This is a genomic window from Sorangium sp. So ce204 (genome assembly GCF_051526795.1).
GTDB lineage: Bacteria > Myxococcota_A > Polyangia > Polyangiales > Polyangiaceae > Sorangium > Sorangium cellulosum_B.
Genome location: NZ_CP150317.1, coordinates 6,748,598 through 6,774,653, shown reverse-complemented (window position 1 = coordinate 6,774,653; position 26,056 = coordinate 6,748,598). Strand labels below are relative to the sequence as shown.

Genomic DNA, 26,056 nt, shown 5'->3' with positions numbered 1-26,056 from the left:
CCCGGAGCAGTGAGCATGGATTCTTCTGACCTGGGCGCCGTCGGTCCTTACGAGCTGCTGTTGCAGCTGGCCAGGGGCGGCTCGGCCGAGGTCTTCATCGCGCGTCGCGCCCGCGCTGCAGGCGGAGGGGACGCGGGCGGCGCGGGTCCGGAGCGCAGGTCGCTCGTGGCGGTGAAGCGGATCCGGGCCGATCTGCGCTACGAGTCGAGCTATGCGTCCATGCTCTTCGACGAGGCGGGCATCGCGTCGCGCGTCGCGAGCCCCCATTTCGTTCCCGTCCTCGATTACGGCCTCGACGAGGGCGCGCCGTACATCGTCATGGAGCTCGTCGTGGGGGTCACGCTCAAGCACCTCACCCGGGCTCCCGAGGCGCTCGGGGTCGGCGACGCGATCGAGCTCATCGCGCAGGCCGCCGAGGGGCTGCACGCGGCGCACGAGGCGCGCGACAGCGCGGGGGAGCTGCTCCAGGTGATCCACCGGGACGTCTCGCCCTCCAACATCCTTGTCGGCGTCGACGGCCGGGCGTCCATCTGCGATCTCGGGCTCGCGTATGCCCTGCGCCGCACGACGCGGACGAAGACCGGGATGGTGAAGGGGAAGCTGAGCTATTTCTCGCCAGAGCAGGCGAACGCGAGGCCGCTGGATCGGCGCTCGGACGTGTTCTCGCTCGGGGTCGTGGCGTGGGAGGTGCTGGCGGGCAGGCGGCTGTTCGCCGGCGGCAACATGGTCTCGACGCTCCACGCCGTCCTGGAGCGCGAGGTGCCGCCGCTCTCGAGCGAGCGCGAGGGCGTGGGCCAGGCCGTCACGGCCGCCGTCGCGCGGGCGATCGAGCGCGATCGCGACGCGCGCTGGCCGACGGCGGCCGATTTCGCGCGGGCGCTCCGGGCCGCCGCCGGGGAGGAGGGGCACGCGGCGTCGCGCGACGCCATCGGCGCGCGGGTCGCCGAGGTGCTCCCGCCGCCGCTGAAGCCGCTCGCGCCGTCCTACGTCTCGGGCGGGCCGCGCGTCACGGAGGAGATCGTCGCTGCCTTGCAGTCGATGCGCGCGGCGGGGCCGGTGGGCGAGGGGGAATCGGGCGGGCTCCTGGAACAGCGGCAGTCCTCGCGCGGCTGAGCGCGCTGCTGCGGTTCCGGCGTCCGCTCCTGTTGACGCGGCGCTTCGGAGGAGCTCCGCCGACCTTATCCTCCCTCGGGCTGGCGGACGCGCGCGGGCCGATCGATAGGCGTTGACATCCTGCATGTGAGCGTTCACATTGCGGGGGTATCCTTTCGCTTTGCTCTGGGTGGGTCGCCATGCGCATTGCGCGCTTCGTGGTCGGGTATCGGGTCGATCCTGGTGCCGGTTACGTTCGTTCGGTCGTCGCGCAGACGATCGTCGAACGATGGTGATCGGCGTTTCGCCAGGCGTGAGCCACCAGAGGACGCGACAGACATCGATTGTTCCACGATCGTCGTGAAAAATCATTGGTATTGCTCACGCAGCGTGCCCACAGCGGGCGAAGAGAGAGAACCATGGTTAGGCCCTCAGATCATGAGCAGGCGCGTCCTCTCCTAGGCGCCCGGTCAGCCGTCTCGATCGCGTTGATCGTGGCCAGCGGCTGCACGGGAGACCTGGGCGGGTTTCGCTCCGACGATTCCGATTCCACCACGACAGACCCGCCGCCGACCACCTCGACGGGCACGGGCCCGACGGACCCGGCCGCTTGCGAGGACGGCGCGGTGTACCCCGGGCGAGCCCCGCTGCGGCGGCTGACGCGCTTCGAGTACAACCAGACCGTCCGCGACCTCCTGGGCGACACGACGGATCCAGGCTATTCGCTTCCGAGCGAGGATGTCGGGAACGGCTTCGGCAATGACGCGGACACGCTGTCGGTCTCGAGCCTGCTCGCCGGGCAGCTGGGCACCGTCGCGGAGGGCGTCGCCAAGCGCGCGACCGCCACCCCGGAGGCGCTCGCGAAGCTCGACCCTTGCGCGAGCAGCGTGACGAGGGAGAGCGAGGAGGTGTGCGCGCGCACGATCATCGAGCGGATCGCGCCGCTCGCTTACCGGAGGCCGCTCGCCGACGGCGAGGCGGACGAGCTCCTCACGCTGTACAGCGCCGGCCGGACGGACGCCACGTTCGACGTCGGCATCGCGACGGTGATCGAGGGGCTGCTCCAATCGCCGGATTTCCTCTACCGCATCGAGTTCGGCACACCCGACCCGGAGCGCCCCGAGCTCCGCCGGCCCACGGGCGACGAGATGGCGACGCGCCTATCGTACCTGCTCTGGGGCACGATGCCCGACGAGGAGCTGCGCACCGCGGCGCGAGCAGGTGAGCTCTCGACCAGGGAAGGCGTGCGCGCTCATGCCGAGCGCATGCTCGAGGATCCTCGGTCCCGGGCCACCGTCCGGTACTTCTTCGACAACCTGCTCCCCATCAGCAGCCTCGCGGATCTCGAGCGAAAAGCGGAGTCGTTCCCGACCTTCTCGCGGAAGATCGGCTCGCTCATGCACGAAGAGACGCAGCGATTGCTCGCGCACGAGATCTTCGAGGAGAACGGCACCTGGGCGTCCATCTTGACGGCCCCGTACACGTTCATGAACGGGCCCCTCGCGGAGTTCTACGGCGTCCCCGGCGTGACGGGCGACGAGTTCCAGCGGGTGGAGCTCGACACGACCCAGCGCCTCGGGCTCCTTACGCAGGCCGGTATGATGGCCGGGACGACGCACTCGAACAACACGAACCCCGTGGTCCGCGGCGCGTTCGTGCTCGACAAGCTGATGTGCCAGAAGATCCCGCTCCCCACCGGCGACATCCTGGAGCGGGTGAAGCCGCCGGATCCGTACACCGGCGCGACGGCGCGGGAGCGCTTCAGCCAGCACAGCAAGGACCCTGTCTGCGCGGGGTGCCACCAGTTCATGGATCCGGTCGGGTTCGCGCTCGAGAACTACGACGCGGTCGGGCTGTTCCGCACGACGGAGAACGACGTCCCGATCGACGCGAGCGGCGGGGTCCCGGGCACGGACATCAAGGTGAGCGGGCCGATCGAGCTGGTGCAGGGGCTCGCCCAGACCGAGGCGGTGCAGAGCTGCTTCGCGACGCGCTGGGCCGAGTACGGCTATGGTCTCACGCTTCGCGCCGGGGACGCTTGCACCAAGAAGGCTGTCACGGACGCCTTCAAGGCGTCCGGATACAATGTAAAGCAGCTCCTGATCGAGCTCACGCAGACGGATGCTTTCCACTACATGGCTGCCCAGGAGGAGTGATGGTTATGTCGAACTTTCGTTTGAGCCGACGTGCCGTGCTGCGCGGCGCTGGCGCCATCGCCATCGCGCTCCCCTGGCTGGAGATCATGGGCACCGAGCGCACGGCGAGCGCGCAAGCCGCCCCCGCCAAGCGTTTCCTCTCCGTCTACACGCCGGGCGGGACCGTGATCAACCGCTGGCGGCCGACCGGCACCGAGACGAACTTCACCCTGGGGCCCATCCTGTCGCCGCTCGCGCCGGTGCAGGACAAGCTGCTCGTCGTCGACGGCCTCGACATGAAGAGCGCGGTCGGTGAGCAGCACCAGGCCGGGATCATCGCCTGGCTCTCGGGCACGACCCAGGCCCCGAACGGCGGCTACGGGGGCGGACCGTCCATCGATCAGGTGATCGCTTCCCGGATCTCCGCCGGTAAAAAGGCCAAGGCGAGCATCGAGATCGCGGTGCGCTGGGCGACGGGCAAGTCCCACGGCCTGCTGTCACCGATGAACGCCGCGAATTTCGAGAGCGCCGCGCCGTTCAGGCCGATCCCGCCGCGCCTCGATCCGACGGAGATCTTCACCGATCTCTTCGGCACGCTGGATCCCAGCGCCGGCAACGATGCCGCCCGCCGGCTCGCGCGCAAGAAATCGATCCTCGACTTCCTCGACGGGCGCTACTCCGCCCTGTCCTCGCGGCTCGGCGCCGCCGACGCGCAGAAGATCGACCAGCACCTGACGAAGATCCGCGAGATCGAGAAGGGCCTCAGCAGCGTCCCGGTCGAGACGAGCGCCTGCAAGGCGCCGGAGAGGGTCGACACGTCCGACTACAACCCGCGCACCGGGCTGAACTCCTCCGACAACGGCTCGATCAAGGACACCTCGACCGACGCGGCGATCCCCAAGGTCGGCAAGCTCCTGATGGATATGCTGGTGATGTCGTTCGCCTGCGACATGACCGCGGTCGGCACGCTGCAGTGGAGCGACACCGAGGCGAAGCACACCTTCCCCTGGCTGAACCTGACCGAGCACCACCATTTCTACCAGCACGACGGCGGCTTCAGGCCAAACGAGTGCGAGCTCATCTGCAACTGGTATTCGAAGCAGCACCTCTATCTGCTGCAGGAGATGGCGAAGGTCGACATGGGTGGACACTCGCTGCTCGACGAGAGCGTCGTCTTCTTCGGGTCCGAGCTCTCGGATCCGCCGAGCCACAACAAGTCGAACATGCCGTTCCTGCTGGCCGGCGGCGGCGGAGGCCTGCGCACTGGACGCTGGGTCCGGTACCCCAACCTCCCGCACAACAACCTGCTCGTCTCGATCTTGAACCTGTTCGGCGACAGCCGAACGACGTTCGGCGACCCGAGGTTCTGCACCGGGCCGCTCACGAACCTGACGTAGCCGTCACAAGGGCGGAATGCCGGCCGGCGCGAGCTCAACGACGCCGGCCGGCGGTATCCTGTCCGGGAGCTCCGCTGTCGGAAATCCGGCGTGCGTTCGCCTTTCGATTTCAGCGGAGGTACGGGTTCAACGCCTGGAACCAGACCTCGGCCATGCGGTTATACCCTGCCTGGTTCGGGTGGAGATTGTCGGCGAAGAGGGACTGCTTGTAGTTCGGGTCGTTGGTGAACGCTGTGTACATGTCCACCAGCACGATGTGCTGCCCCTTGCTGACGCGCGTCGAAACCAGGTCGGGCATGGCCGCGTTGTAGGCCTTGATGGCGTTGTTCGTGCCGTCCGTTCTCGACGGCACGATCTGCGCGAGCACCACGAGGATGTTCGGATCACGCGTGAAAATCGAGTCGAGCAGCTTGCCCAGGCGATTCGGTGCGTCCGCAACGTTGATGTTACCGTTGATGTCGTTCGTTCCGATCATCAACGTAACGATGTTGGGCTTGTAATTCGGAATGCTGGTGTCTACGAGCTTCGCGATGCCGTTGTTGCCCTCGATCGTCCAGCCGCCGTGACCCTCGTGGTTCCTCGGGAACGTCACTCCGTCCACCGTGGGCACGCTGTAGTCATTGGCGGAACCGACGAAGGTGATGTCGCGGCTCGCTTCGAGCGCGAGGTGGAACAGCGGGGCGCGGTAGCCGCCGGCGACGTTGAAACCCTGCGTGATTGAATCGCCGAAGGGCATGATCTTGCAGGGGCCGCTCGCCGGGCAGGGCTGGAATGCCGGGCCGCCGCCCGCGCCGGCGCTGCCCCCTGCACCTCCGTCGCCCCCGGTACCTCCGACACCGTCGGATGCGCCGCCCATGCCACCCGAGCCCGCTCCGCCGGCGCCCCCGGTGCCGCCGGCGCCCCCGGTGCCGCCGTCGCCGCCCGAGCCTGCCGAGCCGCTCGTGGCGACTCCCCCTCCAGCGCTCCCGCTGGTCACGCCGCCGCTCGTCACCCCCCCGCTGGTCGCGCCCGTCGTAGCGCTTGCGTCGGCTCCGGAGCTGGTCGACGTCGCTCCTTCCGGATCATCGGAACACCCGCTGAGCATCGCCACCAGCGCGGCAGTCCCCACCAGCGTGGCCCACGTCGAGCGGCGCGGTCTCCGGATCTCCGCATCGTTCCGCTCGCGCGACCCACACAGCGAACCATTCTCTTGAACCATACGCATCGCATTCCTCCGTCCCACGCACGCCGAAGCGGAGAGCCGCAGGATGCGAGCTCCGCTGCGCTGTCGGGATGATCGACCGAGAGCCGCCGAAACGACACGCGGCGCCCTCGCGACCTCGCCGTTGCTCGCGTCCGCGACGACCAGGCGAATGGAATCGGCGCAGAGGGCGAGCCCGAGCCCAGGGACGAAGGGCCGGCGCGCACGACGGCCTGTTCAGGGCAACGCGAAAGGAAACCCCGAGGCGCACTGTGAGCGTTCACACTGCTGGTGTCAAAGGAAATGGACCGGCGCGCGGCCTTCGAGCACGGCGGTCACGCCCGGCGTGCGCGCGAGCGTCGCGGCGAGCTCGTCGCCGGATCGCGCGCGGGAGGCGCCGGGCAGGGGAGGGGCCTCCGGCCCCTTTGCCATGCGGCCAGGGCGCGCTTCACCGGGCGACGCGCGGGCGCTCCGTGGGCCGGAGCGCGTACGCGATGCCGCTCTGCAAGGTGCCCATCGTGACGATGCCGGTGAGGTCCGCGCCGAGCTCGATCAGGGCGCGCGCCACCTCGGGGCGGATGCCCGTGAGCACCACGCGCGCGCCGAGCATCTGGGCGGCGCGCGCGGTCCGCGTCAGCGCATCGGCGATGAGCGTGTCGACGGCGCGAACGCCGGTGATGTCCAGGATCGCGGTGTGGGCGCGCTGGCTGCCGATCCCGGTGAGCAGCGTCTCCATGATCTGCCCCGCGCGCGCGCCGTCCACCGTCCCGACGAGCGGCATGGCCAGGACGCCGTCGGCGAGCGGGATGAGCGGCGTCGACAGCTCCCGGAGCGCGTCCTGCTGCGCGGCGATGATCTGCTCCTGCAGCGCGGCCCGCTCCGCCTCCGCGCGCCTCAGGTCGGTGTCCTCTCGCACGACGCCGCCGACGCCGACCAGCTCGCCGCGCTCGTTGCGAACCGGGAACTTGGCCGTGAAGAAATAGAATTTCTCGCTGCCGTAGTCCAGGACCTCCTGGTACCGCATGGCCTGGCCGCTCTCGAACACCTCCCGTTCCTTCGCCACGATCCGGTCGGCGACGCCGGGCGGCGTGGCGCCGAACTCATGCTCGTCCTTGCCGAGGAACTCGATGGCGTGCCGCCCGAGGGCCCGCGCATAATGGCGGTTGAGGAACACGTAGCGACCCTCCGCGTCCTTGATGAACATGACGTTCGGCGAGTTGTCCACGAGCTGCACGAGCATCTGATAGCGTTCGTGCAGCAGGCGCTCCCTCTGCCGCGGATCGTCGCCTTCATCCACGATGGCCGCGATCTCCCGGACGTCGCCTCGCTCGTCGCGCAGCACGGCGTAGGTCCACCGGCAGGTGATCTCGTTTCCCTCTCTCGTCCTGCTCGCGCTCGTGGTCATCGCGAAGAGGCTCTCGCCAGGATCGTGGTTGAACGCCTCCACCTCCTCTGGCGACACCGGATCCGCGGCCACGAGCTCTTCGATCCGGCGGCCCACGGCCTCGCCCTCGCTCCAGCCGAAGAGGTACCCCGCGGCGTCGTTCCAGCGCGTCACGGTGCCGTCCTGGCGCCAGTGGATCAGCGCCGGCACCTGCGTGGCGCCCAGAGCGAACGGAGCGTCGAGGTACGCCGCCGCCGCGCTGACCAACCCTCTCTCGCGCCCGAGCTCGTCGCGCCGACTGGCCAGCTCATTCTCCAGCTGCTCGATGCGCGCGCGCAGCGCCCAGCACTCTGCCTTGTAGTCGATCTCGCCATCGATCTCGCCATCGATGCGCGCGGGCACCCCGCCCGGCGCGGGGCGCCCGTCGAGCTTGTAGGGCCCCCCCGCCGCGCTCCCTGCTTCCGAGTCGAGGTCCCCTCCGGACACCCCGCCCGCGTCCGCGCCCCCGAACGGCCCGCATACCCGCTCGCCCCCGTCGCGACCCATGCTCGCTCCTCCGCGCGCTGATCGACGAGCGCGCCGCCCGTAGTCTACTGGTTCCGCAAGTCGATCTCGCCGGAAAGTGAAGGCCCGCCGCGAGGCGCACCTGCCGCCCCCCGCGGCGGCGATGGCCCAGCGACGAGCGCCTGCACCCCCGCGACGGGCCTGTCGTCGAGCCGCCGGAGCGCGTCAATACGGGTGCAGCCGATCCGGCTTGAGCTCAAGTGTGTGAACGAACACATTCTCCAGGGCCACCGCTCCGGCCTGGCCCGGGACTGGGGTCGTCATGAGCCCCGGTGGCGTGATGCCGCTCAGGCGAGCATGCCGTCGATGGGCCCGGAGCCCTTGCCCTCGCCGAAGTTCTCCGTCCACTCGGTCTTGTCCCGAACGGCGGCGGCGATGAGGCCGTTGAAGAGCCGGTTGTTCGTGACGCCTCCGGCGTCGATGTAAGCACCCTGCTTCAGGTAGCCACCGCCGTCCCCGGCGATGATCGTCGGAACGTTCTGGAAGCTGTGCGACGGGCCGTCCGACACGTGGTTCGTCCACATGAGGATGGACTTGTCGAACAGGCCGCGCGCCTTGAACTGATCGAGGCCGTGGAGCAGCGTCTGCATGCGGACCACGTCGATCTCGGCGTGCGCTTGCTCGGCCGTCGGGTTGCTGCCCGAAGAGGCGTCCGACTGCACACGATGGCTGATGTGGTGGAAGGGCCACCCGAGCTTCTCGTTCGACGGCACCGCATACTTCGTCTGATCCGTGCCGTCGCCGTGCTGCAGCGTCGCCACGCGGTTGAAGTTGCAGGCGAACGCCAGCGCCACGAGCTCGAGGTGGAGCTTCGCGACGTCTTCTATCATGCCGTTCGTCTTGAACGCGAAGCCGCTCTTGAGCGCGTCGAGCTCCGACGTCGAGAGGCCCGCCTGGCTGCAGGTCCCGGCGGCCATCTCGCCCATCGTGACCTCGGCGTCGCGGATGGCGTCGAAATGCTGCTGGAGGCGGTGCTTGTCCGCGGAGCTCAGCGCCGACATGCGCATCAGGCTGTTCAGCTCCTCGCGCACGAAGTCGTTCGCGCTCTTGCGGCTGCGGATGAGCTCCTCGGCGACCTGCGCGCCGCTGCCGCCGCTGCTGCTGCCACCGCCGCTGCTCGTCAGGCCGACGAGCTTGGAATAGAGCGTGTACGGGTTGTCGTCCGCGGAGCGCACCTGTCCGGAGCCGCCGCCCTTGAACGAGATGCGCTCGGCGATGTACCCGTTCCTGAGGTTGCCGGCGTAGAGCGTGAGCGGATCGGCTCCGCCCTCGTTCACCAGCTTGGCGACGACCACGTCAGCGGACACGCCGGTAGAGGCGACGGTCCTGCCGCCGCCCTGCGCCGGGCGCGCGGTGAGCGACTGACTCAGACCCTGCGCGTGGCCGCAGTTGGTGGGCCCATTCATCGGGAAGTTGATACCGCGGATGAACAGCAGGTTCGCGGCGTGAGGCGCGAGCACGTGCGTCGCCTTGTCCGTCATGGCGGCGAGCCCTTCGGTCGTGAGCTGGCCCGTCTTGTCCGGGAAGAACTTCTTGCCCACCACGCCGCACGCCGCCACGATGTAGAGGCTGAACACGGGCGGGCTGTCCGCGGCCCAGGCGGAGCGCGCCGGCAGACCCTCGAGGAACGGAAGGGCGATGGCGACGCCGCCCGCGCGCAGGAACGCGCGCCGGTTCATGCCGCGCCGGTGCGCCGTGCTCGGAGGAGCGAGGTTCATTGCGATCTTGGGGTTCACAGCGTACCTCCCATGCGAGTCCGGAATGCTTCCTTCTTCACGAGCTCGAGCATAATCGCCTTCACCGAGCCGCTGGCGCCGCGGCTCACCTCGGCGAGCGTCTCGACGAGCGGCAGGTCCGACGGGACAACGTCGCGCTGGAGCGCGAAGCTCGCGAGCTTCTTCGCGTAGCAGAGGTGAGCCTGCTCGCCCTCCGCCATGTGGTGCATCAGCTCGCCGGCGTCCGCGAACGACTTGTCCCCTTCGGAGAACGTGTAGACACCGCTGCTGTCGATCGGCAAGCCTCCGTTCTCCTCGTCCCGATATATCCCCATGCCGTCGAAGTGCTCGAAGGCGAAGCCGACGGGGTTGATGAGCTGGTTGTGGCACGCGCCGCCGCAGGCGGAGGTGAGCCGCGTGATGCGCTGGCGGTTCGTCTGCCCGGGCTCGAGCGGCGGGACCGGCGGAATGTTGGGGGCCGGCGCGCCGAGCGGCGTGCACAGCACGTCGAGGTTGATGCTGACGCCGCGGTGGATCGAGTCCGACTCCTCGTTCAGAGCGTTCAGCGTCAGGTAAGGGAGCTGCGAGAAGAAGCCGACGCGATCGGGGCCGAGGTCTCGCTCCGCGACGCGGCTCCCGCTCGGCGAAAGGCCGTAGAGGCTCGCCATCCCCGGCCCCACGAAGCCCTTGGTGGACGTGAGGATCTCCTTGACGCCGAGACCCTCGGTGAAGATCTTGTCGAAGAACAGGTACGCGCTCTCCTCGTACTCCGCGTTCAACGATTCGTCGTAGCTCGGCACGCCGAGCTTGCTGATCGTGGAGTAGCGATCGAAGTGGAGCAGCTCGCGATGGAAGTACCGCATGCCCTCCACCGCGGAGGGCTCCTCCAGCATGGTCTCGGCGACCGCGGCGATCGCCTCCGGCGTCGTGAGCGTGGGCGCCTTGTCGAGCAGCTCGTCGCTCGGCGCGGCGTCGCGCAGCCAGAGCGACAGCTTCGCCGCGATCTCGTAACCATCGAGCGGCTTGCGATCCTGGCCGAGCTCCGTGCGGTAGAGGAAGTGCGGCGACTGGAGCATCGTCCGGAGCACGAGCTCGGCGCCCTTGGCGAACGCGCTCTTCGAGCCCGACATCGCCGTTCCGGTCTCGAAGAGATCCGTGTACCTGGCGATCTCGTCGTCCGTCAGCGGACGGCGATACGCACGGCGCCCCACGGTCTCGATGAAGCCGGCGGCGTCCGTACCCGGGTAAACATCGGCGAGCGCCTCCGCCGAAGCCGTCACCTCCTCGGCGAGCGCCTCCGCCGCCGATTGGTACTCGCCCCACAAGCGCTGGTTCACGCTCAGCAGGTGCTCGTTGTTCGTGAAGTCCGTCGTGCCGGAGACGGGCTTCTCGAACCCGTCGGACAGCGACGGAGGCGCGGCGAGGTTCAGGACCACCTGGACGCTGCGCGCCCACTGCGAGTTCGTGAGCCGCACGAACCGGTGGTACTGCGGCCCACCCGGCATGTCGATGCCGCGCGCCACCCCGCCGGTGACTGGGCCGTTCACGTCCGGCGGCGCCGGGTCGCCGCTGTCCTCCGGATCGCCCAGGGCGCCCGTGCATCCCGCGAGCAGCAGCGCGGTGACGCAGAGCCCCGCGCCCAGCGCCCGCCTGCCGCGTGGCAAGCCGGTCATGAAAAAAGACGGTGGGGTCATGATTGCCTCCTGACCAAGCTCGGGTGACGAATCAGCTATTCAGCCCAGTTGCAATGCAGCCATCATCCAGTAACGGTCTTGTCCATCCGAAAGTCGACGATCCATGCATCGAAGAGATCACGTTCAGTCCACCGCCTGCGAGAGGCCGCGTTCCCTCACGGCCTGCGCGGCTCACTTGAGCGACTGGAAGAAGCGCCAGGCTCGCCCGCCCGCGCCGGACGGTACGTTGTGGCCGCCGGGGTGCGTGCAGTACACGACCGGCTGGCCCTCCTTGCAGCCCTGGTACTCGACGCACGAGTCGCCGAAGCTCGACCGCATCGTGGTCGCCTGGCAGCCGTTCCGGCCGCGCCAGAAGTCTCGGGTCGCCTGTCCCAGCTGGGGGGTCACGGTCCCGTCGGTGTCGCCTTGCGTTTGAATCAGCGCGTGCGCGGCGCTGGCGTCGCTGCACGTGGGCTGGGATCCGTTGGGGCCCCACCCGGCGACCGGGGCGAGGCCGCGGAACACGGAGGCGCGCTGGCAGCCGAGCGTGTTCGTCATGAAACCACCTTGGCTGAACCCGACCGCGAAGACGCGCTTCGTGTCCACGCAGTAGTTCGTCTTGGCGTGCTCCAGCATGGCATCGAAGAACGCCAGGTCGGCCGTCATGCGCGCCTGATTGGCGTTGGGCGGCGGACCGCCCCAGTTGGAGTCTGCAGTGCCCCACTGCGATTCGGTGCTCGGCGGCGTGGATTGCCCGTTCGCCGGCAAGCCCTGCGGGTAGATGAGCAGCGCCTGGTTGTTGGTCTCCTGGATGAGCTGGAATCCGCTGTTGTCGTGAGCGGCCCACACGTTGTTCATGTTCAGGCCGTGGATACCGAAGACCAGCGGCAGCGGCTTGCTCGGGTCGTAGTTCTCCGGCACGTGCATCAGGTAGTAGCGCGTCACCCCGCCGACCATCAGCGTCTGCTGCGTGCGAGGGTTGGGGCGCGTCACGGCCTTGCCGCAGCCCACCGAGCCGCCGTCGCCAGGGTTCATCGAGCCGCCGGCGCCCGTCGAGCCGCCGTCGCCGGCGCCTGTCGAGCCGCCGTCGCCAGCGCCCGTCGAGCCGCCGTCGCCGGCGCCCGTCGAACCGCCGGTGCCGGTGCCGGACGAGTCGCCGCCCGTGCCGGAAGAGCTGCTCGTGCTCGCGGCCGTGCCCGCGCCGCTGCTGGACGTTCCGCCCGACGTCGCTCCCGAGGTGGGGCCGCTGCTCGTGGATGCGCCAGAGGAGCCGCCAGCGCCGGGGTCGACGGGATCCGCCTCCGAGCCGCATGCGGCCAGCGCCGCCGCCACGCCCACGGTGAAGAGAACGTTCAGTCCAAACACAGATCGACTCATAAGGACACCACCTCGATAGCTTCTGCTCGCCGGGGGCTCGGGCGAGCGCGGGTCGTTCGCCACGCCCCCCCTCGGCTGGTTGATACGGGCGTCATGCACCGGGCGCCGCCGGGCCAATCATGATCCTCAATAGGTCGAGAACAGGCTCCAGAGGAACTTGGGCGCGAACGCGGGCCAACCATGATTGGTGTTCTGGTAGTTCGGGTCCCCGTGCTGGCACCAGTAGACCGGATAGCCCTCGTCGCAGCCCTGAGCCAGGACGCAGTTCGAGAGATCGTCCGTGTACCCGTCGACCGGCGTCGTGCCCGCCTCGCAGTGGTTCAGCGCGGTATAGAAGTCGCGCGTCTTCGGGCCGTTGTCCGTCCCGACCACGGAGTCGCGCTTTCCGTGGATCACGACCGCCGTGACCTGCCCGGTACACTTCCGGGTGCCGGCGTTGAGCGGGTACTGCTGCACGTTCTTGGTGGCGCACGGGCCCACCGCGCGCAGCTTGTCCGCGTGCTCGCAGCCGAGGATGCTCGAGAAGTCGCCGCCCGAGCTCTCGCCCGCCGCGAACACGCGGGCCTTGTCGATGCAGAGGTTGCCCGTGATCTGATCGTAGAACGGCTGAAAGAAGGAGACGTCGTTCGCCCCCCAGCCCGAGCTGGAGTTGGCCGGGTGAGGGTAGACCCGGATCCAGGCTTCCTTGGGGCCGGTCGCCTCGAAGCCCGCGTTCTGCTCTGCCCAGCTGATCGGGTTGCCCGTCGGGTTGAACATGATCATCACCGGATACGGCTTGCTGGCGTCGTAGTTGGTCGGCAGCTTCACGTAGTACTGGTGACCCGATACGGTGAGCGGGCTCTGCGCGCTGCCCGTCTGCGGATTGGCCTTGCCGCAACCCGTGCTCGGCTGCGGGGGGACCTTGCCTTCCGTCGATCCGCCCTCACCGCCCGTCCCTGGCGAACCGCCGCTTCCGCTCGTTCCTCCTTCACCGCCCGACCCACCCGCGGACGCGCTGCTGTCGCCGGTCGTGGCGCCGCCGCTGGTCGTGGCGCTGCTGCTGGTCGTGGTGCTACCGCTGCTGCCCGAGACGGCGGCCCCGCCCGTCCCGGCGTGAGGGTCGTCGCCTGACGAGCTCGCGCCGTCATCGGCGCCCCCCCCGCAAGCCGAGAGAGCGCAAGAGCCGGCCAGCGCCGCGAACAATGTGGCTCGAACGAGTGTAGATCGGTTCGTCATTCGAATACCCAGGCGCAATTTTTCCCCCACCGGCGGCGTTCCACGAGGCGCGCCCGCAGCGTGAGGTCGTTTCCAGTTGATTGAAGGACCCGAGTCCGACGGCTGAGCCGGGATTCAGCGAGGTGGTGCGACTTTGATGTAAACAAGCCGTCTCGCTGGATTTCCGCTCGCCGCGCTCACGACAAGGCATTCATTGTGATCGTTCACATGATCGATGTCAACTCTTGTCGACGAAACCGCGGAGTTCCTCGATCCCGAGGGAGGACAGGGCTGACGCGGCTCCTCCGACGAAGCGGCGCGTCAATCGGGGCACCGGGTCGCGGGACGCCATCTCCGCGATTGGGGCCATCGGACGGTGTGGGACCTCACCTGGTCGCGCAACTGGCTCGAAGCCGACCAGAGCACTCGGGATCGAGGAGAGCCGCGCGCTGGTCAATTTTGTTTGACGCCCTGAATGTGATCGTTCACGGTGCGCCTTCGGGGGTCCTGCTGCTGACATCGTATTTGCGCAGGCACACGAGCCGCGATGGCGAATCGATGGTCCAGCGGAGCGGATCGAGGCATCGCGCCGGGGGCCGCCGGACGCTGCGGGCGCCAGCAGCTCGCTCGTGATGTGAACCTGGTTGGTGTCAGTGCATTTTTCTGCGATTCGTGAATGAGCCATCGAGTCGCGCGCCAAGGGGCCTCGGAGAACCACGAGCGCTCGGCAGCGCGCCCAGAACGGGCTGATCTCGTCCCTGGAGTGAGCATGACGACGCGTCGATTCCTTTCGTCACTGGCCTCTATCGGCTGCGCGCTGTCGCTCGCCGCCTGCGGGAGCGAGGATGCCGGCAGCGGCGCCGCCTCCAGCGGCCAAGGTGGGGGCGGCGCCAGCGCGCCTGGCGCCGCCTCCAGCGGCCCCGGCGGGGGCTCTCCTGGAGGCGCCTCGGCCAGCGCGGGCGGCCCAGCGGGCGCCGGCACGGGCGGCGGAGCGCCCAGCGGCGGGACGGCGGCGGCCGGCGGCGAGGGCGGCGCCGCAGGGGAGGGCGGGGCGGGCGGGGCGGGCGGTTCAGACGAATTCGAGCCGGTGACCATCTGGTTCGGGACCACGCTCGATCCGCGCACCCAGGTGCTCGAGGCGCGGGCGCTCGCCGAGTCCGTCGCCGATCCCGGATCTCCGCAGTGGCGCGCCAAAGGCGACCAGCGCAGGACGTATCGCTTTCCAGAAGCGGGCGCGGACGTTCCTTACCGCGTCTGCGTCCCGAAGGGCTGGGACGGCACGTCGAAGCTGCCCCTCGTGATGTTCTTGCACGGCGCTTCGAACGACGAGAGCTCGTACCTGGATCAGAACAACAGGCAGATGGTGAATCTCGCCGACCAGCATGGCGTGCTCCTTGTCTCGCCGCTCGGCTATCAGGGCGCCTACGGCAACTTCCTGCGGCTGCCGGCCGTGTTCGGGCAACCCGAGGAGGCGGAGAAGCTCCTGGCCATGCGTACGCCCGAGCGAGAACGCGCGCAGGAGCTCAGCGAGAAGGACGTCATCAACGTCCTGGAGCTGGTGCTGAACGAGTACCCCATCGATCGCGGCGCGATGTTCCTCACCGGACACTCGATGGGGAGCGGCGGCACCTGGTACATCGGCGGTAAATACGCCGACTACTGGGCGGCTCTGGCGCCCATGTCCGGCCCCTTCGTCCAGGAGTCGGGCTATCCGTGGGACCGGCTGCTCGACGTGCCCATCTTCGTGACGGAAGGGACCGTCGGCACACCTTCCCTGACCGGCAGCCGGGCGCTGCGCGACTGGATGATGGCTGGCGGCTACACGATCACATACAAGGAAGTCGACGCGGACCATGCAGGCATGGTTCCGCTCGTGCTGCCCGACGTCTTCGACTTCTTCGACCGCTGACGACCTCCGCGCTCGTCGCGCGCCTTCACGTCGCGCGCCTTCACGTCGCTCGATGTACGCAACGGCGCTCTCAGCATGGGTGTCGCCGGCGGAAAGTTCCAGTCCTCACGGTCCCACGGCCAAGCCAGCGTCCTCGCTCGGGCCGGAGGAACCATGCGGGCGGGTCGATTGGGTTTGACATCGATCTTGTGATCGTTCACATTGCCTCGGAGCGGTATCCTTTTGTTTCGTCTTGGGTGGGCCGTCACGCGGACCGAGACCTTCGTCCTTGGATGGATGTCGGCACCGGCACCGCTCGCTCGGCGGTGCGCGCCGCGGGCGGCGGATCGGCGCTGAAGTGGCCGCCCGGTCGCCAGCGCTTTACCAGGAGAGAGAGGAGAGAGAGACGATGACCCCACCGTCTATTTCGATGATCCTCCTGCCTCGCTGGAGGCGCGCGCTGGGCGCGCCGCTCTGCGCTGCGGCGGTCCTGCTCGCGGGGTGCACGGGCTCTCTGGGCGCCCACGAGGAGGGCGACGGCCCCTTGCCGGGCGGCGCGGCGGCGCCGCAGGTCGCCGAGCGCAGCATGTTTCCGCGGCTGAGCCACGCGCAGTGGGAGAACACGGTGCGCGATCTCCTGCGCCTCGACGACACGCCCGGCCTCTCGGCGTCCTTCACGAGCGATCCGCTCGGCGGGGTGTTCGACAACAACGAAGCTGCGCTCCTCGTGACGCCGGGCCTCTGGAGCGACTACCAGCGCGCCGCGGAGGAGCTCGCGGCGATGGTGACCACCGACGAGGACAAGCTCGGTCGGATCGTGCCCGCCGACCTCCCGGTCGAGCCGGAGGCGCGGGCGCAGGCGTTCATCGAGCGGTTCGGCGAGCGGGCTTTCCGGCGCCCGCTCACGTCCGAGGAGCGGGACACGTATGTCGCGCTGTTCCGTCGCGGCGAGCAGCTCTTCGAGGGCGAGGAGCCGTTCGCGGCGGGCGTGCGCGCGGCGCTCGAGGCGTTTTTGCAGTCACCCCATTTCGTCTACCGGGTCGAGCGCGGCGCCGGGCCGGCGAAGGGCGGGCTCATCCCGCTGAGCGGCCACGAGATCGCGGCCAAGCTCTCGTACCTCTTCTGGAGCTCGATGCCGTCCGACGCGCTCCTCGAGGCGGCGAAGGCGGGCGAGCTCTCGACCCGCGAGGCCGTCCGCGCGTACGCCGAGGGGATGCTCGACGACCCGCGCGCCCGCGAGGTCGTCCGCGCGTTCCATCGGCAGCTCTACGATTACGAGCAGTACCACGACCTCAACAAGGACAAGGCGCTCTACCCCGAGTTCGTCCCCGAGATGGGCGGCGATATGCAGCGCGAGGCGGAGCGCTTCGTGGATCATGTCGTCTTCGAGAGGGAGGGTGGCCTCACCGAGCTGCTCACCTCGCGCACGGCGTTCGTGAACGACCGCCTCGCGGCGGTCTACGGCGTCGGGGGCGACTTCTCGGACGAGCTCGAGCAGGTGGAGCTCGACGAGGCCGAGCGCTCGGGGCTGCTCACGCGCCTCGGCTTCCTCGCGGCCAAGGCGACGGCGCGGCAGCCGGACTCGATCCACCGCGGCGTCTTCGTGAACCTCAGGATCCTCTGCGCCTCGCTGCCGCCGCCGCCCGACGACGCGACCTCGCTGCCGCCGGGCGAGCAGGCGACCAACCGCGAGCGCGTCGAGGCGCACACGGGCAAGGGGACGTGCGGCGCGTCGTGCCATGGGGCGCTCATCAACCCGGTGGGGTTCGCCTTCGAGCATTACGACGCGATCGGCAAATACCGCACGACCGACAACGGGATGCCGGTCAACTCCGCCGACACCTACACGCTCGGCGGCCAGCCGCGGAAGTACGCGGATGCCATCGAGTTCAGCCAGCTGCTCGCCGAGAGCCGCGAGGCGCACGCGTGCTACGCGGAGCGCTGGCTCGAGTTCACCCACGGCCGCGACGCGGGCGTGAAGGACAAGACGTTCGTCGAGCAGCTCGGCGAGGCGTCGCGCGGCGGCTCCTCGACCAAGGAGCTCCTCCTCGAGATCGTCTCCTCCACGCCGTTCCTCGCTCGAGTTCCCGCGGAGGCGCCATGATCACCCGACGACGTGTGCTTCGAGGCCTGTTCGGCGTCACGGTCGCGCTCCCGTTCCTGGAGACCTTCGCGCCGCGGCGCGCCTCGGCCGGCACGGGGGACGTGCCGCCCTTCGCGATCTTCATGCGCCAGGCGAACGGCGTCGCGCAGGCGGCCGGCGACGAGCCCGAGATGTTCTGGCCCAGCGAGACAGGCGCGCTGACCGCCGCGTCGATGGAGCGGGACGGCGACCGCGCGGTCAGCGAGCTCAAGGACCACGCGAGCAAGCTCATCCTGCTGCGCGGCGTGGATTTCGCGTTCAAGGCCAACGGGTGCGGCCACTCCGGCGGCGGCAACCAGTGCCTCACGGCCGCGCGCGTGTCGGACCAGCCGGCGGGCAACGAGTCGCTCGCGATGGGCGAGTCGATCGACAACCGCATCGCGACCGAGCTCAACCCGGCGGGCGTCGAGCCGCTGACGCTCTACGCGGGCAGGATGTCCGGCTACATCAACGAGGTGCTCTCGTACCGCGGGCCGAAGCAGCTGCGCGCCGCCGAGCGCAACCCGGCCAACGCGTACAAGAAGCTCTTCGGGCTCGCCGACGTGGACACCGAGGTCCAGCAGTCGCTCGTCGAGCGCCGCACCAGCGTCAACGACCTGGTGCGCGGGGAGATGAAGGCGCTCATGAGCCGGAAGGACATCAGCAAGAGCGATCGCGAGCGGCTACAGCTCCACTTCGACAGCATCCGCGATCTCGAGGTCGCGCTCGCGTGCAAGCTCCCGGAGGAGCAGGTCGCCGAGATGGAGGCGATCTCGCCGAACGTCGGCAAATCCGAGAACGTGGAGGCCGTCACGCGGATGCAGATGGATATCATCGCGCTCGCGATGGCGTGCGGCGTCACGCGCGTGGCGACGCTCCAGGTGGGCGACGGCAACGACGGGACCGAGTACACGATCAACGGCGTCCGGCAGAAGAGCTACCACAAGATCTCCCACCGCATCGACAGCGACGGCACCTCGGGCCCGCCGATCGAGGGCGCTCAGGAGCTGCACCACCAGATCGACAGGATCCACGCGCGGCTCTTCAAGCACCTGCTCGACAGGCTCTCGTCGTACGAGCTCGGCTCGGGGACGCTCCTCGATCACGGCGTGGCGGTGTGGCTCAATGACAACGCGGACAAGTTCCACGGGTTCCGGAAGGTCCCTTACATCCTCGCCGGCGGTGCCGCGGGCTACCTCAAGACCGGCCAGTTCGTCGACGTGAAGATCACCAACAACAAGCTGCTCAACACGATCGGCGCGGCGGTCGGATGCACCAACAGCCAGGGAGGGCCGCTCGACGACTTCGGCGACGAGAGCCTCGAAGGCGGGCTCGTCGATCCGATCATCGCCTGAAGAGGCAAAGAGTCCAGACGTTTCGGAGGCCGAGCCGCGCCTGTCGGCTCGCCGCTCAAAGCATCGCGATCTTCAATCGCTCAACTTGCGGAAATCCAACATGAATAAGAACCGTTCTTCTCGATGGCTGCGCGGTACGACGTGGATCGCGCTCGGGGTCGCGGCTCTCGCTGCATGCGGCGATGGGGGCGACGGCGGTGGCGCGGGCGGCGAGGGAGGAGCTGGCAGCACGACCAGCGCCGGCACGACCAGCAACGGCACGACCAGCAACGGCACGACCGGCAACGGCACGACCGGCAGCAGCACGACCAGCAACGGCACGACAAGCGCCGGCACCGGCGGATCAAACGAAGGCGGCGGCGGTGCGGGCGCCTCGAGCAGCACGTCGAGCAGCACGTCCAGCAGCACGTCGAGCAGCACGTCCGCCGGAGCCGGCGGCTCCGAGCCCACGGGGAAGTTCGTCGGCAACATCACGACGCGGGGCGCCGTGCGCGACGGCTTCGCGAATTACTGGAACCAGATCACGCCCGAGAACGAGGGCAAGTGGGGCGAGGTCGAGAAGAGCCGCGGGAACAAGGACTGGAGCAAGCTCGACAGGATCTACAAGTACGCGCAGGACAACAACATCATCTTCAAGCACCACGTCTTCGTGTGGGGCTCCCAGCAGCCCAGCTGGGTCGGGAACCTCCCCGGCAACGAGCAGCAGGCGGCCGTGCGGGACTGGATGAAGTCGTTCTGCGAGCGTTACCCCAACACGAAGTACATCGACGTGGTCAACGAGCCGCCGCCCCACACCACGCCCTCTTACAAGAACGGCATCGGCGGCGACGGCGCCAGCGGCTGGGACTGGATCGTCAACTCCTTCAAGTGGGCCCGCGAGTTCTGCCCGAACGCGGTCCTGATCCTCAACGACTACAACAACATCGAGTACCAGAACGACCACAACAACTTCATGAAGATCGCGCGGGCGGTGATCGCAGCGGGCGCCCCGGTCGACGCCATCGGCGCGCAGGCCCACGACGCGTACAAGATCAACACCAACACGGTCAAGGGCTTCGTCGACCAGCTCGCCTCGCTGGGCAAGCCTGTTTACATCACCGAGTACGACATCGGCGAGGCGAACGACAACAGGCAGAAGCAGATCATGGAGGAGCAGTTCACGATGTACTGGAACCACCCCTCGGTCCAGGGCATCACCTTGTGGGGCTACATCGTCGGCACCACCTGGCGGGACAACACCGGCATCCAGTATGATGACAACAGGATGCGGCCGGCCATGCAGTGGCTGATGGACTTCCTGGATAGCCAGTGATCGATATCGCGCTGAAGAACAACGGCCGGGCGGCGCACACCCCCTCGCCGAAGGACAACGGCCAGCCGTCGACCTAGCGCGCCGATCACGTTGAAACCCGGAGAGTTTTCACAGGGAGGCGGGGAGGCGGGGAGGAAGAAGAAAATGAATTTCTCCCCCTCGCCGTCTCTCGCCCCCCGCCTCCCCGCCTCCCTGTGAAATTCCTGTTCTTTCTCGTGGTTTCAACCCGCCTGTCGCTCCAGGATCCTCGCGAGGTATTGGATTTCTTCGCGCAGCTCTGAGCTGCGGGTCGAGCGGCGCTCGGCGCGCCTCGCCGGAGAGCCGCCGGGCCGGGGAGCTCGAGGAGCCGGGCGGAGCGGATCCGCCGCGAATTGACGGTTGGTGCAATCATTGGAGGTTTGATCATGTTCACGAGAGTCCGCGCAGGTCTGATGCTCGCCGCTGCCTCGCTGGCGCTCGCGGTCAGCTCGACCGCGGCAGCGAAGCCGTACAAGGGCGCAGAGCTTTACTCGGCCCAGAGCTATCTTCATGGCCGCATCGAGATGCGCATGCGCATGGTGCGCGGGAGCGGCATCCTGTCGACCTTCTTCACCTACAAGAACGGCTCAGAGATGTCCGGCGCGTTCTGGGAGGAGATCGACATCGAGGTCTTCGGGAAGGACGACGCCCGGATCTGGCAGTCCAACATCATCACAGGGATGGGCACGAGGGTGACGTCGGAGGGGGAGCACGACGCGGGCGTCTCCCTCGCGGACGGCTATCACACCTACGCGCTGGAGTGGACGCCGGACTACGTGGCCTGGAGCCTCGACGGGCGAGAGATCAAGCGGTCGACGGGGGCGCAGGTGACCGCCCTGAAGAATGCCCAGTCCTTCCGCTTCAACACGTGGTCCTCGGATGCCACCGAATGGGTCGGACCGTTCGACGATTCCGTGCTCCCGGCGCACCAGTTCGTCAACTGGATCAAGTACTATCGCTACAACAACGGAAACTTCGAGCTCGCGTGGCAGGACGACTTCAACACCCTGGACAGCGCGCGATGGAGCAAAGCGGACTGGACGTTCGACGGGAACCGCGTGGATTTCGACCCGCAGAACGTGACGGTGAAGGACGGCACGCTGGTGCTGTCGCTGACCCGGGAGGGCCAGACCGGGTTCAACGGGAATGTGCCCCGAGATGAGGACACCGGGTCGGGCGCGGGCGGGGCGACGACCGCGGCCAGCACCTCCGCCACCGGCGCGGGCGGGGCGGAGACGGCGGCCAGCTCCTCTGGCAGCGGCGAGGGCGGGGCGGCGACGGCGGCCAGCTCGTCTGGCAGCGGCGAGGGCGGGGCGGCGACCGCGGCCAGCTCCTCCGGCAACGGCGTGGTCGCGGCAGGGACGGCGGCCAGCTCGTCCGGCAGCGGCAGCGCATCGGGCGAGGGCGGTGGGGGCGGCGGAACCACGCCGGACGAGGAGTCCTCCGACGAAGGTTGCGGGTGCGTCGCCGCCGGAGCCAGCTCCACGTCGAGCTCGTGGGCCGCGGCGCTCGCCGTGGGGCTCTCCGCCCTGGCGATGCGGCGGCGCCGCTCCCGCGGCTGATCTCCTCAGGATGCTCGAAGGCGCCGCGGGGCGGGGGCGTGCGCCCTCGCCGCCGCGGCCGTGACGCGGGCGGTCGCCCCGGGGCGTCGCTAGACCTTCTCCCAGCGCCTGCTCTCGGCGGAACGGAACAGCGCGTCGATGACCCGCATGTTGCCGACCGCGACGTCGATCGAATTCTCGACCGGGCTGCCCGTGCGGATGGCGCGCGAGAACGCCTCGCTCTGCAGCTGGTACTGGTCGGCGACGGGGAACGAGGTGACCTTGGCCGAGCTGCAGTCCAGCGTCGAGCCGTCATCGAGGAAGATCTTGCACGGCCGGTCGGCAGGCGCGTTGAACGGGATCTCGATCTCGATGCGGCCCTTCGTGCCGAGCGCGTTCACGCGCTGGTAGGCCACCGCCTGCGTGCTGCACGTGAACGTCAGGTGCGCGCCGCCGTAATCGAGCAGGCCCGAGGTCAAGCGATCAGTGCCGAACTCGGGATCGCGCTCGACGAGCACCATCGCCCGCACGGCCTCGCGCCCGAACAGCAAGCGCGACGTGTTCACCGCGTAACAGCCGATGTCGTAGAGCGCGCCGCCCCCGACCTGTTCCCTGTTGCGGATGTTGGTCGCGTCCCGGTTGAAATACGAGAACGCCGCCTGGACGCTGACCAGCTCGCCGATCCGGCCGCTTCGCACCCAGTCCCTGGCCTGCTGCCACTGCGGGTGATAGCGGACCATGAACGCCTCGGCGATCCGGTTGCCCGTCTCGTGCTGGACGTCGACGAGCGCCGCGGCGTCCTTGGCGCTGAGCGCGATCGGCTTCTCGCACAGGACGTGCTTGCCGGCGCGGGCCGCGCGCGCCGACCACTTCACGTGCAGGTGGTTGGGCAGCGGGATGTAGACGGCCTCGATCTCCGGATCGTCGAGCAGCTCGTCGTAGCTCCCGTACGCCTTCGGGATCCCGAGCGACTCCGCGGCGGCGCGCGCCTTGTCGATGTCGCGCGAGGCCAGCGCGGCGACCTGGGTCAGGGGCCCTCGGCTCATGCTGGGCAGGCTGACCTTCAACGCGAAGTTGCTCGCCCCGAGGACGCCCCAGCGCACGGGGGTGATGGATTCGCTCGACTTCGGATCTTGCGCGGATGTGGACATGGACACCTTGCAGCGCGCGACGCTGGCGGCCGACGGCGCGTCTGAGAACGCTCGACGTGAATCGACCCGACGGGTCAGGCCAGGGGATGGAGGGAGAGCGCCCGCCCTGCGCGAGGAGCGGAGAGGGCGAGCGCAGGGCGCGGCGCCTCAGGAGGCGTCATCACGGTGCTTCGCCTCGTACTCCACCGTGCACAGAGCCGTCTTGATCCAGCCCCTGTATCGGACAGGCTCTCTGTCCTTTGTCGCCGCAGCTGAAATCCTTCCGTTCGGCGACGGATGCGGGGACGTCCCCCGTCCCGCCCGCGGCCCATGCTGCGCCCGCAAAGCCGCCCGCAAACCCGAAGGCAAAGCCAGTGCCGACGCTCATCATCACGGCCCCCATCAGCTTCACGCTCATCCACATCCGATGTCTCCTGATCAGGGAAGGGGCAAGCTCAGCCGCGCGATCGCAGCTCAGAGACGGATTGTGATCGTTCACATAATCGAGGTCAATCAAAATGGACCGGTGTGCAGCCATCCTCGGCCGCGGTCAATGCGTGGCGGCGGCCGGCGATGCGTGGCGGCGGCCGGCCGCGGCGCCCGCGTGAGCTGTCATACGAGCTTGGCTCGTGCGAGATCGTGGGTTCCGGGGAGCCCGGAGGGGGCTCTTGCGCTGCACCGGCTCGGCCTCGACCGGGATGGGCGCGGCTCTGGAGGACCCCGCCGGCGTCGTCCTCCCTCGGGATCGAGGGGGCCCGCGCGCCGGTCGATTGGCGTTGACTCCAGCCATGTGATCGTTCACATTGCGCTCAGGGGCTCCTTTTGCTTCGCCCTCGGTGGGGCGTCCTGCGCCGAGACCTTCGTCCTCTTGATCGGTCCCGGCGCCGATTCCGTTCGATCGGCCGTCGCTGAAGCGGTCGCCGATCATGGTGCTTGGTGTGTCGCCAGAGGTGATCACCAGAGGCCACGACATGCCTTGCTGATTCGATGGCTGTCGTGAACCCCTGGGTGCTGTTCACTGGAAATTTCTTGGGAGTCCGGCGAAGCGGCCGGATGGCAACTTCGGGGGCGGCGTGACCTGTGTTGCGGCGGGCTATGCTCAACCCCTCCTCGGGCGCAGCAGTGTCATCACACGGGCCCCGTCCTGTATCTGGTGCTCCGGGATCCATCACGCGGGGCGAGATGGGCTCCGTGATGCGAGCGCCTGCTCTGAGGCATGGTCGCGAGATGTGGGGCCCCGCGCGTCGTCACCCCCCTTGCATTATCGGAGAGCAAGATGAAGAAGCCGTCATGGCACGAGCTCCGTTTCTCGAGAGAAGTCGCCGCCGTTTGCGCGCTCGCGTTCGCTGCCGCGTGCACGGGCGCGCTGGGTGACCCGACGGAGGAGGGCCCTGGGGCGTCCTCTTCCTCCACCGGGGGAGATGAGCCGCCGACGACGGGCTCGAACCCGCCGCAGTTCCAGCCCGCGGCCGGGATGCTGCGCCGCTTGACGAGGACGCAGTTCCGCAACGCCGTGCGCGACATGCTGGGCGTCGAGGTCGATACCCATCAGCTCGACGCCGACAGCTGGAACGGGAACTTCGCGGTCATCGGCGCCGCGACCGTCGTGACCTCGGAGCGAGGCGTCGAGCAGTACCACGCGGCCATCGAGGGCGCCGTCGACGCGGTGTTCGCGGATCCCGCGAGGCGAGACCAGTTCATCGGCTGCGCGCCCAGCGGCGCGGAGGACGACGCTTGCGTGCGTGGTTTCATCGAGGCGCAGGGGCGCCGCGCGTGGCGCCGCCCGCTCGAGGCGACCGAGGTCAACCGGCTCGCGGCCGTCGCCGCGAAGGCCGCGGCCGAGCTCGAGAGCGCCGTCGAGGGGGCCCGCTGGGCGACGGTGGCGCTCTTCACGTCTCCGAACTTCCTGTATCGCCCGGAGCTCGGCGCTCCGAGCGCCGACGGATCGCTTCGCTTGACGGGCTACGAGATGGCGTCCCGGCTCGCGTTCCTCGTGTGGAACAGCCTGCCAGACCAGGAGCTGCTCGACCAGGCCGCGAGCGGGGCGCTCGGAACGGCGGAGGGGATCCGCGCGGCGGCGACGCGGCTGCTCGAGGCGCCCGCGGGGCGCGAGGCGGTCGGCGCCTTCGCCGAGGAGTACATGCGGCTCGATCGGATCAGCACGCAGGCAAAAGACACGGCGCTCTTTCCGGAGTACAGCCCCGCGCTGCGAGCGGCGATGGTCCGCGACATGCGAGGCACCTGGGAGGTCCTCGCGTTCGACGAGGGAGCGAGCGCGCTCGAGCTGTTCTCGACAACGAAGGTCGTCGTCAACACCGACCTCGCCCAGCTCTACGGTCTCGACACGGCCGGCCTCGGCTCGGACGCCTTCGAGGTCCGCTCGTTGCCCGCGGACGGCCCGCGCATCGGGATCCTCAGCAAAGCGGGCTTCCTCTCGCAGTTCGCGAACCAGAAGGAGGGCTCTCCCACCTTGCGCGGCAAGTTCATGCGCGACGCCCTCATGTGCACGCCCATCCCGCCGCCCCCCGGCGACGTCGCCCTCGAGCTGCCGGAGCCGCCCGCGGACAAGCCCCTGACGAAGCGTCAGCGGCTCGAGATCCACCGGACCGAGCCCGCCTGCGCCGGCTGCCATTCGTTCATGGACCCGCTGGGCCTGCCGCTCGAGACCTTCGACGCGATCGGCCGCTTCCGCACGACCGACCACGGCCTGCCGATCGACCCGAGCGGCGAGTTCGACGGCGTGCCGGTCGCGGACGCGCGCGCGCTCGGCGTGACCCTCAGCTCGAACGCCTCGGTCGCTGAGTGCCTCGTCCGCAAGTACTACACGTATGCAGCAGGTCACGAGGAGAGAAAGGTGGACAGGCGCGTGCTGGACGCGCTGACCGCCTCGTTCGAAGGGTCGGGGTACAGGCTGCGCGAGCTGGTCCTCGACGTCGTGACGAACGCCGCTTTCTCGTCCGTCGCCCCCCAACCCTGATT

At 68.8% G+C, this 26,056-nt stretch carries 18 protein-coding genes; 9 read left to right on the top strand and 9 right to left on the bottom strand.

Going from position 1 to position 26,056, the window contains the following annotated elements; translation table 11 throughout:
• The first annotated feature begins 15 nt into the window (after positions 1-15).
• The 3 genes from WMF22_RS25135 to WMF22_RS25125 all read left to right on the top strand — a co-directional run bounded on the left by WMF22_RS25135 (position 16) and on the right by WMF22_RS25125 (position 4,624).
• The gene (locus WMF22_RS25135; RefSeq protein WP_438031434.1) at positions 16-1,113 is read left to right on the top strand and encodes a serine/threonine-protein kinase; all 1,098 of its coding nucleotides are present in this window, start codon (positions 16-18) and stop codon (positions 1,111-1,113) included.
• A gap of 605 nt (positions 1,114-1,718) precedes the next feature.
• On the top strand, positions 1,719-3,248 hold the full coding sequence (locus WMF22_RS25130) for a DUF1592 domain-containing protein (RefSeq protein WP_437292536.1): 1,530 nt from the start codon (positions 1,719-1,721) through the stop codon (positions 3,246-3,248).
• A gap of 35 nt (positions 3,249-3,283) precedes the next feature.
• On the top strand, positions 3,284-4,624 hold the full coding sequence (locus tag WMF22_RS25125) for a DUF1552 domain-containing protein (protein WP_438037282.1): 1,341 nt from the start codon (positions 3,284-3,286) through the stop codon (positions 4,622-4,624).
• A 109-nt stretch (positions 4,625-4,733) separates the two neighbouring features.
• Here the strand turns inward: WMF22_RS25125 and WMF22_RS25120 are convergent, their stop codons facing one another.
• From WMF22_RS25120 to WMF22_RS25090, 7 genes are all read right to left on the bottom strand, one after another.
• Positions 4,734-5,600 (bottom strand): SGNH/GDSL hydrolase family protein, encoded by an 867-nt coding sequence (locus WMF22_RS25120; protein ID WP_438031433.1) that lies wholly within the window; start codon positions 5,598-5,600, stop codon positions 4,734-4,736.
• A 498-nt stretch (positions 5,601-6,098) separates the two neighbouring features.
• Entirely contained in the window at positions 6,099-6,236 is a 138-nt protein-coding gene (locus tag WMF22_RS25115) for a hypothetical protein (protein ID WP_437292533.1), read from the bottom strand.
• Positions 6,237-6,252: 16 nt separating this feature from the next.
• Positions 6,253-7,734, bottom strand: a complete 1,482-nt coding sequence (locus WMF22_RS25110; RefSeq protein ID WP_438031432.1) for a PAS domain-containing protein — start codon at positions 7,732-7,734, stop codon at positions 6,253-6,255.
• 305 nt (positions 7,735-8,039) lie between these two features.
• Entirely contained in the window at positions 8,040-9,488 is a 1,449-nt protein-coding gene (locus tag WMF22_RS25105) for a DUF1552 domain-containing protein (protein ID WP_438031431.1), read from the bottom strand.
• Positions 9,485-11,161 carry a DUF1592 domain-containing protein gene (locus tag WMF22_RS25100; RefSeq protein ID WP_437292530.1) on the bottom strand — a complete coding sequence of 559 codons (1,677 nt, stop codon included), beginning with the start codon at positions 11,159-11,161 and terminating at the stop codon, positions 9,485-9,487. Before WMF22_RS25100 ends, WMF22_RS25105 begins: the two co-directional genes overlap by 4 nt.
• Positions 11,162-11,332: 171 nt before the next feature.
• The gene (locus WMF22_RS25095) at positions 11,333-12,505 is read right to left on the bottom strand and encodes an alpha/beta hydrolase family esterase (RefSeq protein ID WP_438031430.1); all 1,173 of its coding nucleotides are present in this window, start codon (positions 12,503-12,505) and stop codon (positions 11,333-11,335) included.
• Between the two features lie 138 nt (positions 12,506-12,643).
• Positions 12,644-13,732 carry an alpha/beta hydrolase family esterase gene (locus WMF22_RS25090; protein WP_438031429.1) on the bottom strand — a complete coding sequence of 363 codons (1,089 nt, stop codon included), beginning with the start codon at positions 13,730-13,732 and terminating at the stop codon, positions 12,644-12,646.
• Between the two features lie 748 nt (positions 13,733-14,480).
• On the opposite strand from WMF22_RS25090, the gene WMF22_RS25085 reads away from it, so the two are divergent.
• The 3 genes from WMF22_RS25085 (at position 14,481) to WMF22_RS25075 (ending at position 19,076) form a co-directional block, all read left to right on the top strand.
• Positions 14,481-15,620 (top strand): hypothetical protein, encoded by a 1,140-nt coding sequence (locus WMF22_RS25085; RefSeq protein WP_438031428.1) that lies wholly within the window; start codon positions 14,481-14,483, stop codon positions 15,618-15,620.
• A 388-nt stretch (positions 15,621-16,008) separates the two neighbouring features.
• Positions 16,009-17,703 (top strand): DUF1592 domain-containing protein, encoded by a 1,695-nt coding sequence (locus tag WMF22_RS25080; protein ID WP_438031427.1) that lies wholly within the window; start codon positions 16,009-16,011, stop codon positions 17,701-17,703.
• Positions 17,700-19,076, top strand: a complete 1,377-nt coding sequence (locus tag WMF22_RS25075; RefSeq protein WP_437292525.1) for a DUF1552 domain-containing protein — start codon at positions 17,700-17,702, stop codon at positions 19,074-19,076. Before WMF22_RS25080 ends, WMF22_RS25075 begins: the two co-directional genes overlap by 4 nt.
• 72 nt (positions 19,077-19,148) lie before the next feature.
• Here the strand turns inward: WMF22_RS25075 and WMF22_RS25070 are convergent, their stop codons facing one another.
• A complete protein-coding gene (locus WMF22_RS25070; RefSeq protein ID WP_438031426.1) occupies positions 19,149-19,547 on the bottom strand; it encodes a hypothetical protein in 399 nt (132 codons plus the stop codon).
• A 16-nt stretch (positions 19,548-19,563) separates the two neighbouring features.
• Between WMF22_RS25070 and WMF22_RS25065 the strand changes: the two genes are divergently transcribed.
• Both WMF22_RS25065 and WMF22_RS25060 read left to right on the top strand, forming a co-directional pair.
• Positions 19,564-20,388 (top strand): endo-1,4-beta-xylanase, encoded by an 825-nt coding sequence (locus WMF22_RS25065; RefSeq protein WP_438031425.1) that lies wholly within the window; start codon positions 19,564-19,566, stop codon positions 20,386-20,388.
• 404 nt (positions 20,389-20,792) lie between these two features.
• On the top strand, positions 20,793-21,968 hold the full coding sequence (locus WMF22_RS25060; protein WP_438031424.1) for a family 16 glycosylhydrolase: 1,176 nt from the start codon (positions 20,793-20,795) through the stop codon (positions 21,966-21,968).
• Positions 21,969-22,057: 89 nt separating this feature from the next.
• Here the strand turns inward: WMF22_RS25060 and WMF22_RS25055 are convergent, their stop codons facing one another.
• On the bottom strand, positions 22,058-23,098 hold the full coding sequence (locus tag WMF22_RS25055; protein WP_438031423.1) for a Gfo/Idh/MocA family protein: 1,041 nt from the start codon (positions 23,096-23,098) through the stop codon (positions 22,058-22,060).
• 1,255 nt (positions 23,099-24,353) lie between these two features.
• Between WMF22_RS25055 and WMF22_RS25050 the strand changes: the two genes are divergently transcribed.
• Positions 24,354-26,054: a DUF1592 domain-containing protein gene (locus tag WMF22_RS25050; protein WP_438031422.1), complete on the top strand. Its 1,701-nt coding sequence runs from the start codon at positions 24,354-24,356 to the stop codon at positions 26,052-26,054.
• The last annotated feature ends 2 nt before the right edge of the window (positions 26,055-26,056 follow it).

Bases quoted from the DNA above. Each gene is read 5' to 3' on its own strand.
- WMF22_RS25135 (WP_438031434.1), top strand. From the start codon at position 16: ATGGATTCTTCTGACCTGGGCGCCGTCGGTCCTTACGAGCTGCTGTTG.
- WMF22_RS25115 (WP_437292533.1), bottom strand. From the start codon at position 6,236: ATGGCAAAGGGGCCGGAGGCCCCTCCCCTGCCCGGCGCCTCCCGCGCG.
- WMF22_RS25110 (WP_438031432.1), bottom strand. From the start codon at position 7,734: ATGGGTCGCGACGGGGGCGAGCGGGTATGCGGGCCGTTCGGGGGCGCG.
- WMF22_RS25100 (WP_437292530.1), bottom strand. From the start codon at position 11,161: ATGACCCCACCGTCTTTTTTCATGACCGGCTTGCCACGCGGCAGGCGG.
- WMF22_RS25090 (WP_438031429.1), bottom strand. From the start codon at position 13,732: ATGACGAACCGATCTACACTCGTTCGAGCCACATTGTTCGCGGCGCTG.
- WMF22_RS25085 (WP_438031428.1), top strand. From the start codon at position 14,481: ATGACGACGCGTCGATTCCTTTCGTCACTGGCCTCTATCGGCTGCGCG.
- WMF22_RS25080 (WP_438031427.1), top strand. From the start codon at position 16,009: ATGACCCCACCGTCTATTTCGATGATCCTCCTGCCTCGCTGGAGGCGC.
- WMF22_RS25075 (WP_437292525.1), top strand. From the start codon at position 17,700: ATGATCACCCGACGACGTGTGCTTCGAGGCCTGTTCGGCGTCACGGTC.
- WMF22_RS25070 (WP_438031426.1), bottom strand. From the start codon at position 19,547: ATGTTGCCGACGAACTTCCCCGTGGGCTCGGAGCCGCCGGCTCCGGCG.
- WMF22_RS25060 (WP_438031424.1), top strand. From the start codon at position 20,793: ATGTTCACGAGAGTCCGCGCAGGTCTGATGCTCGCCGCTGCCTCGCTG.
- WMF22_RS25055 (WP_438031423.1), bottom strand. From the start codon at position 23,098: ATGTCCACATCCGCGCAAGATCCGAAGTCGAGCGAATCCATCACCCCC.
- WMF22_RS25050 (WP_438031422.1), top strand. From the start codon at position 24,354: ATGAAGAAGCCGTCATGGCACGAGCTCCGTTTCTCGAGAGAAGTCGCC.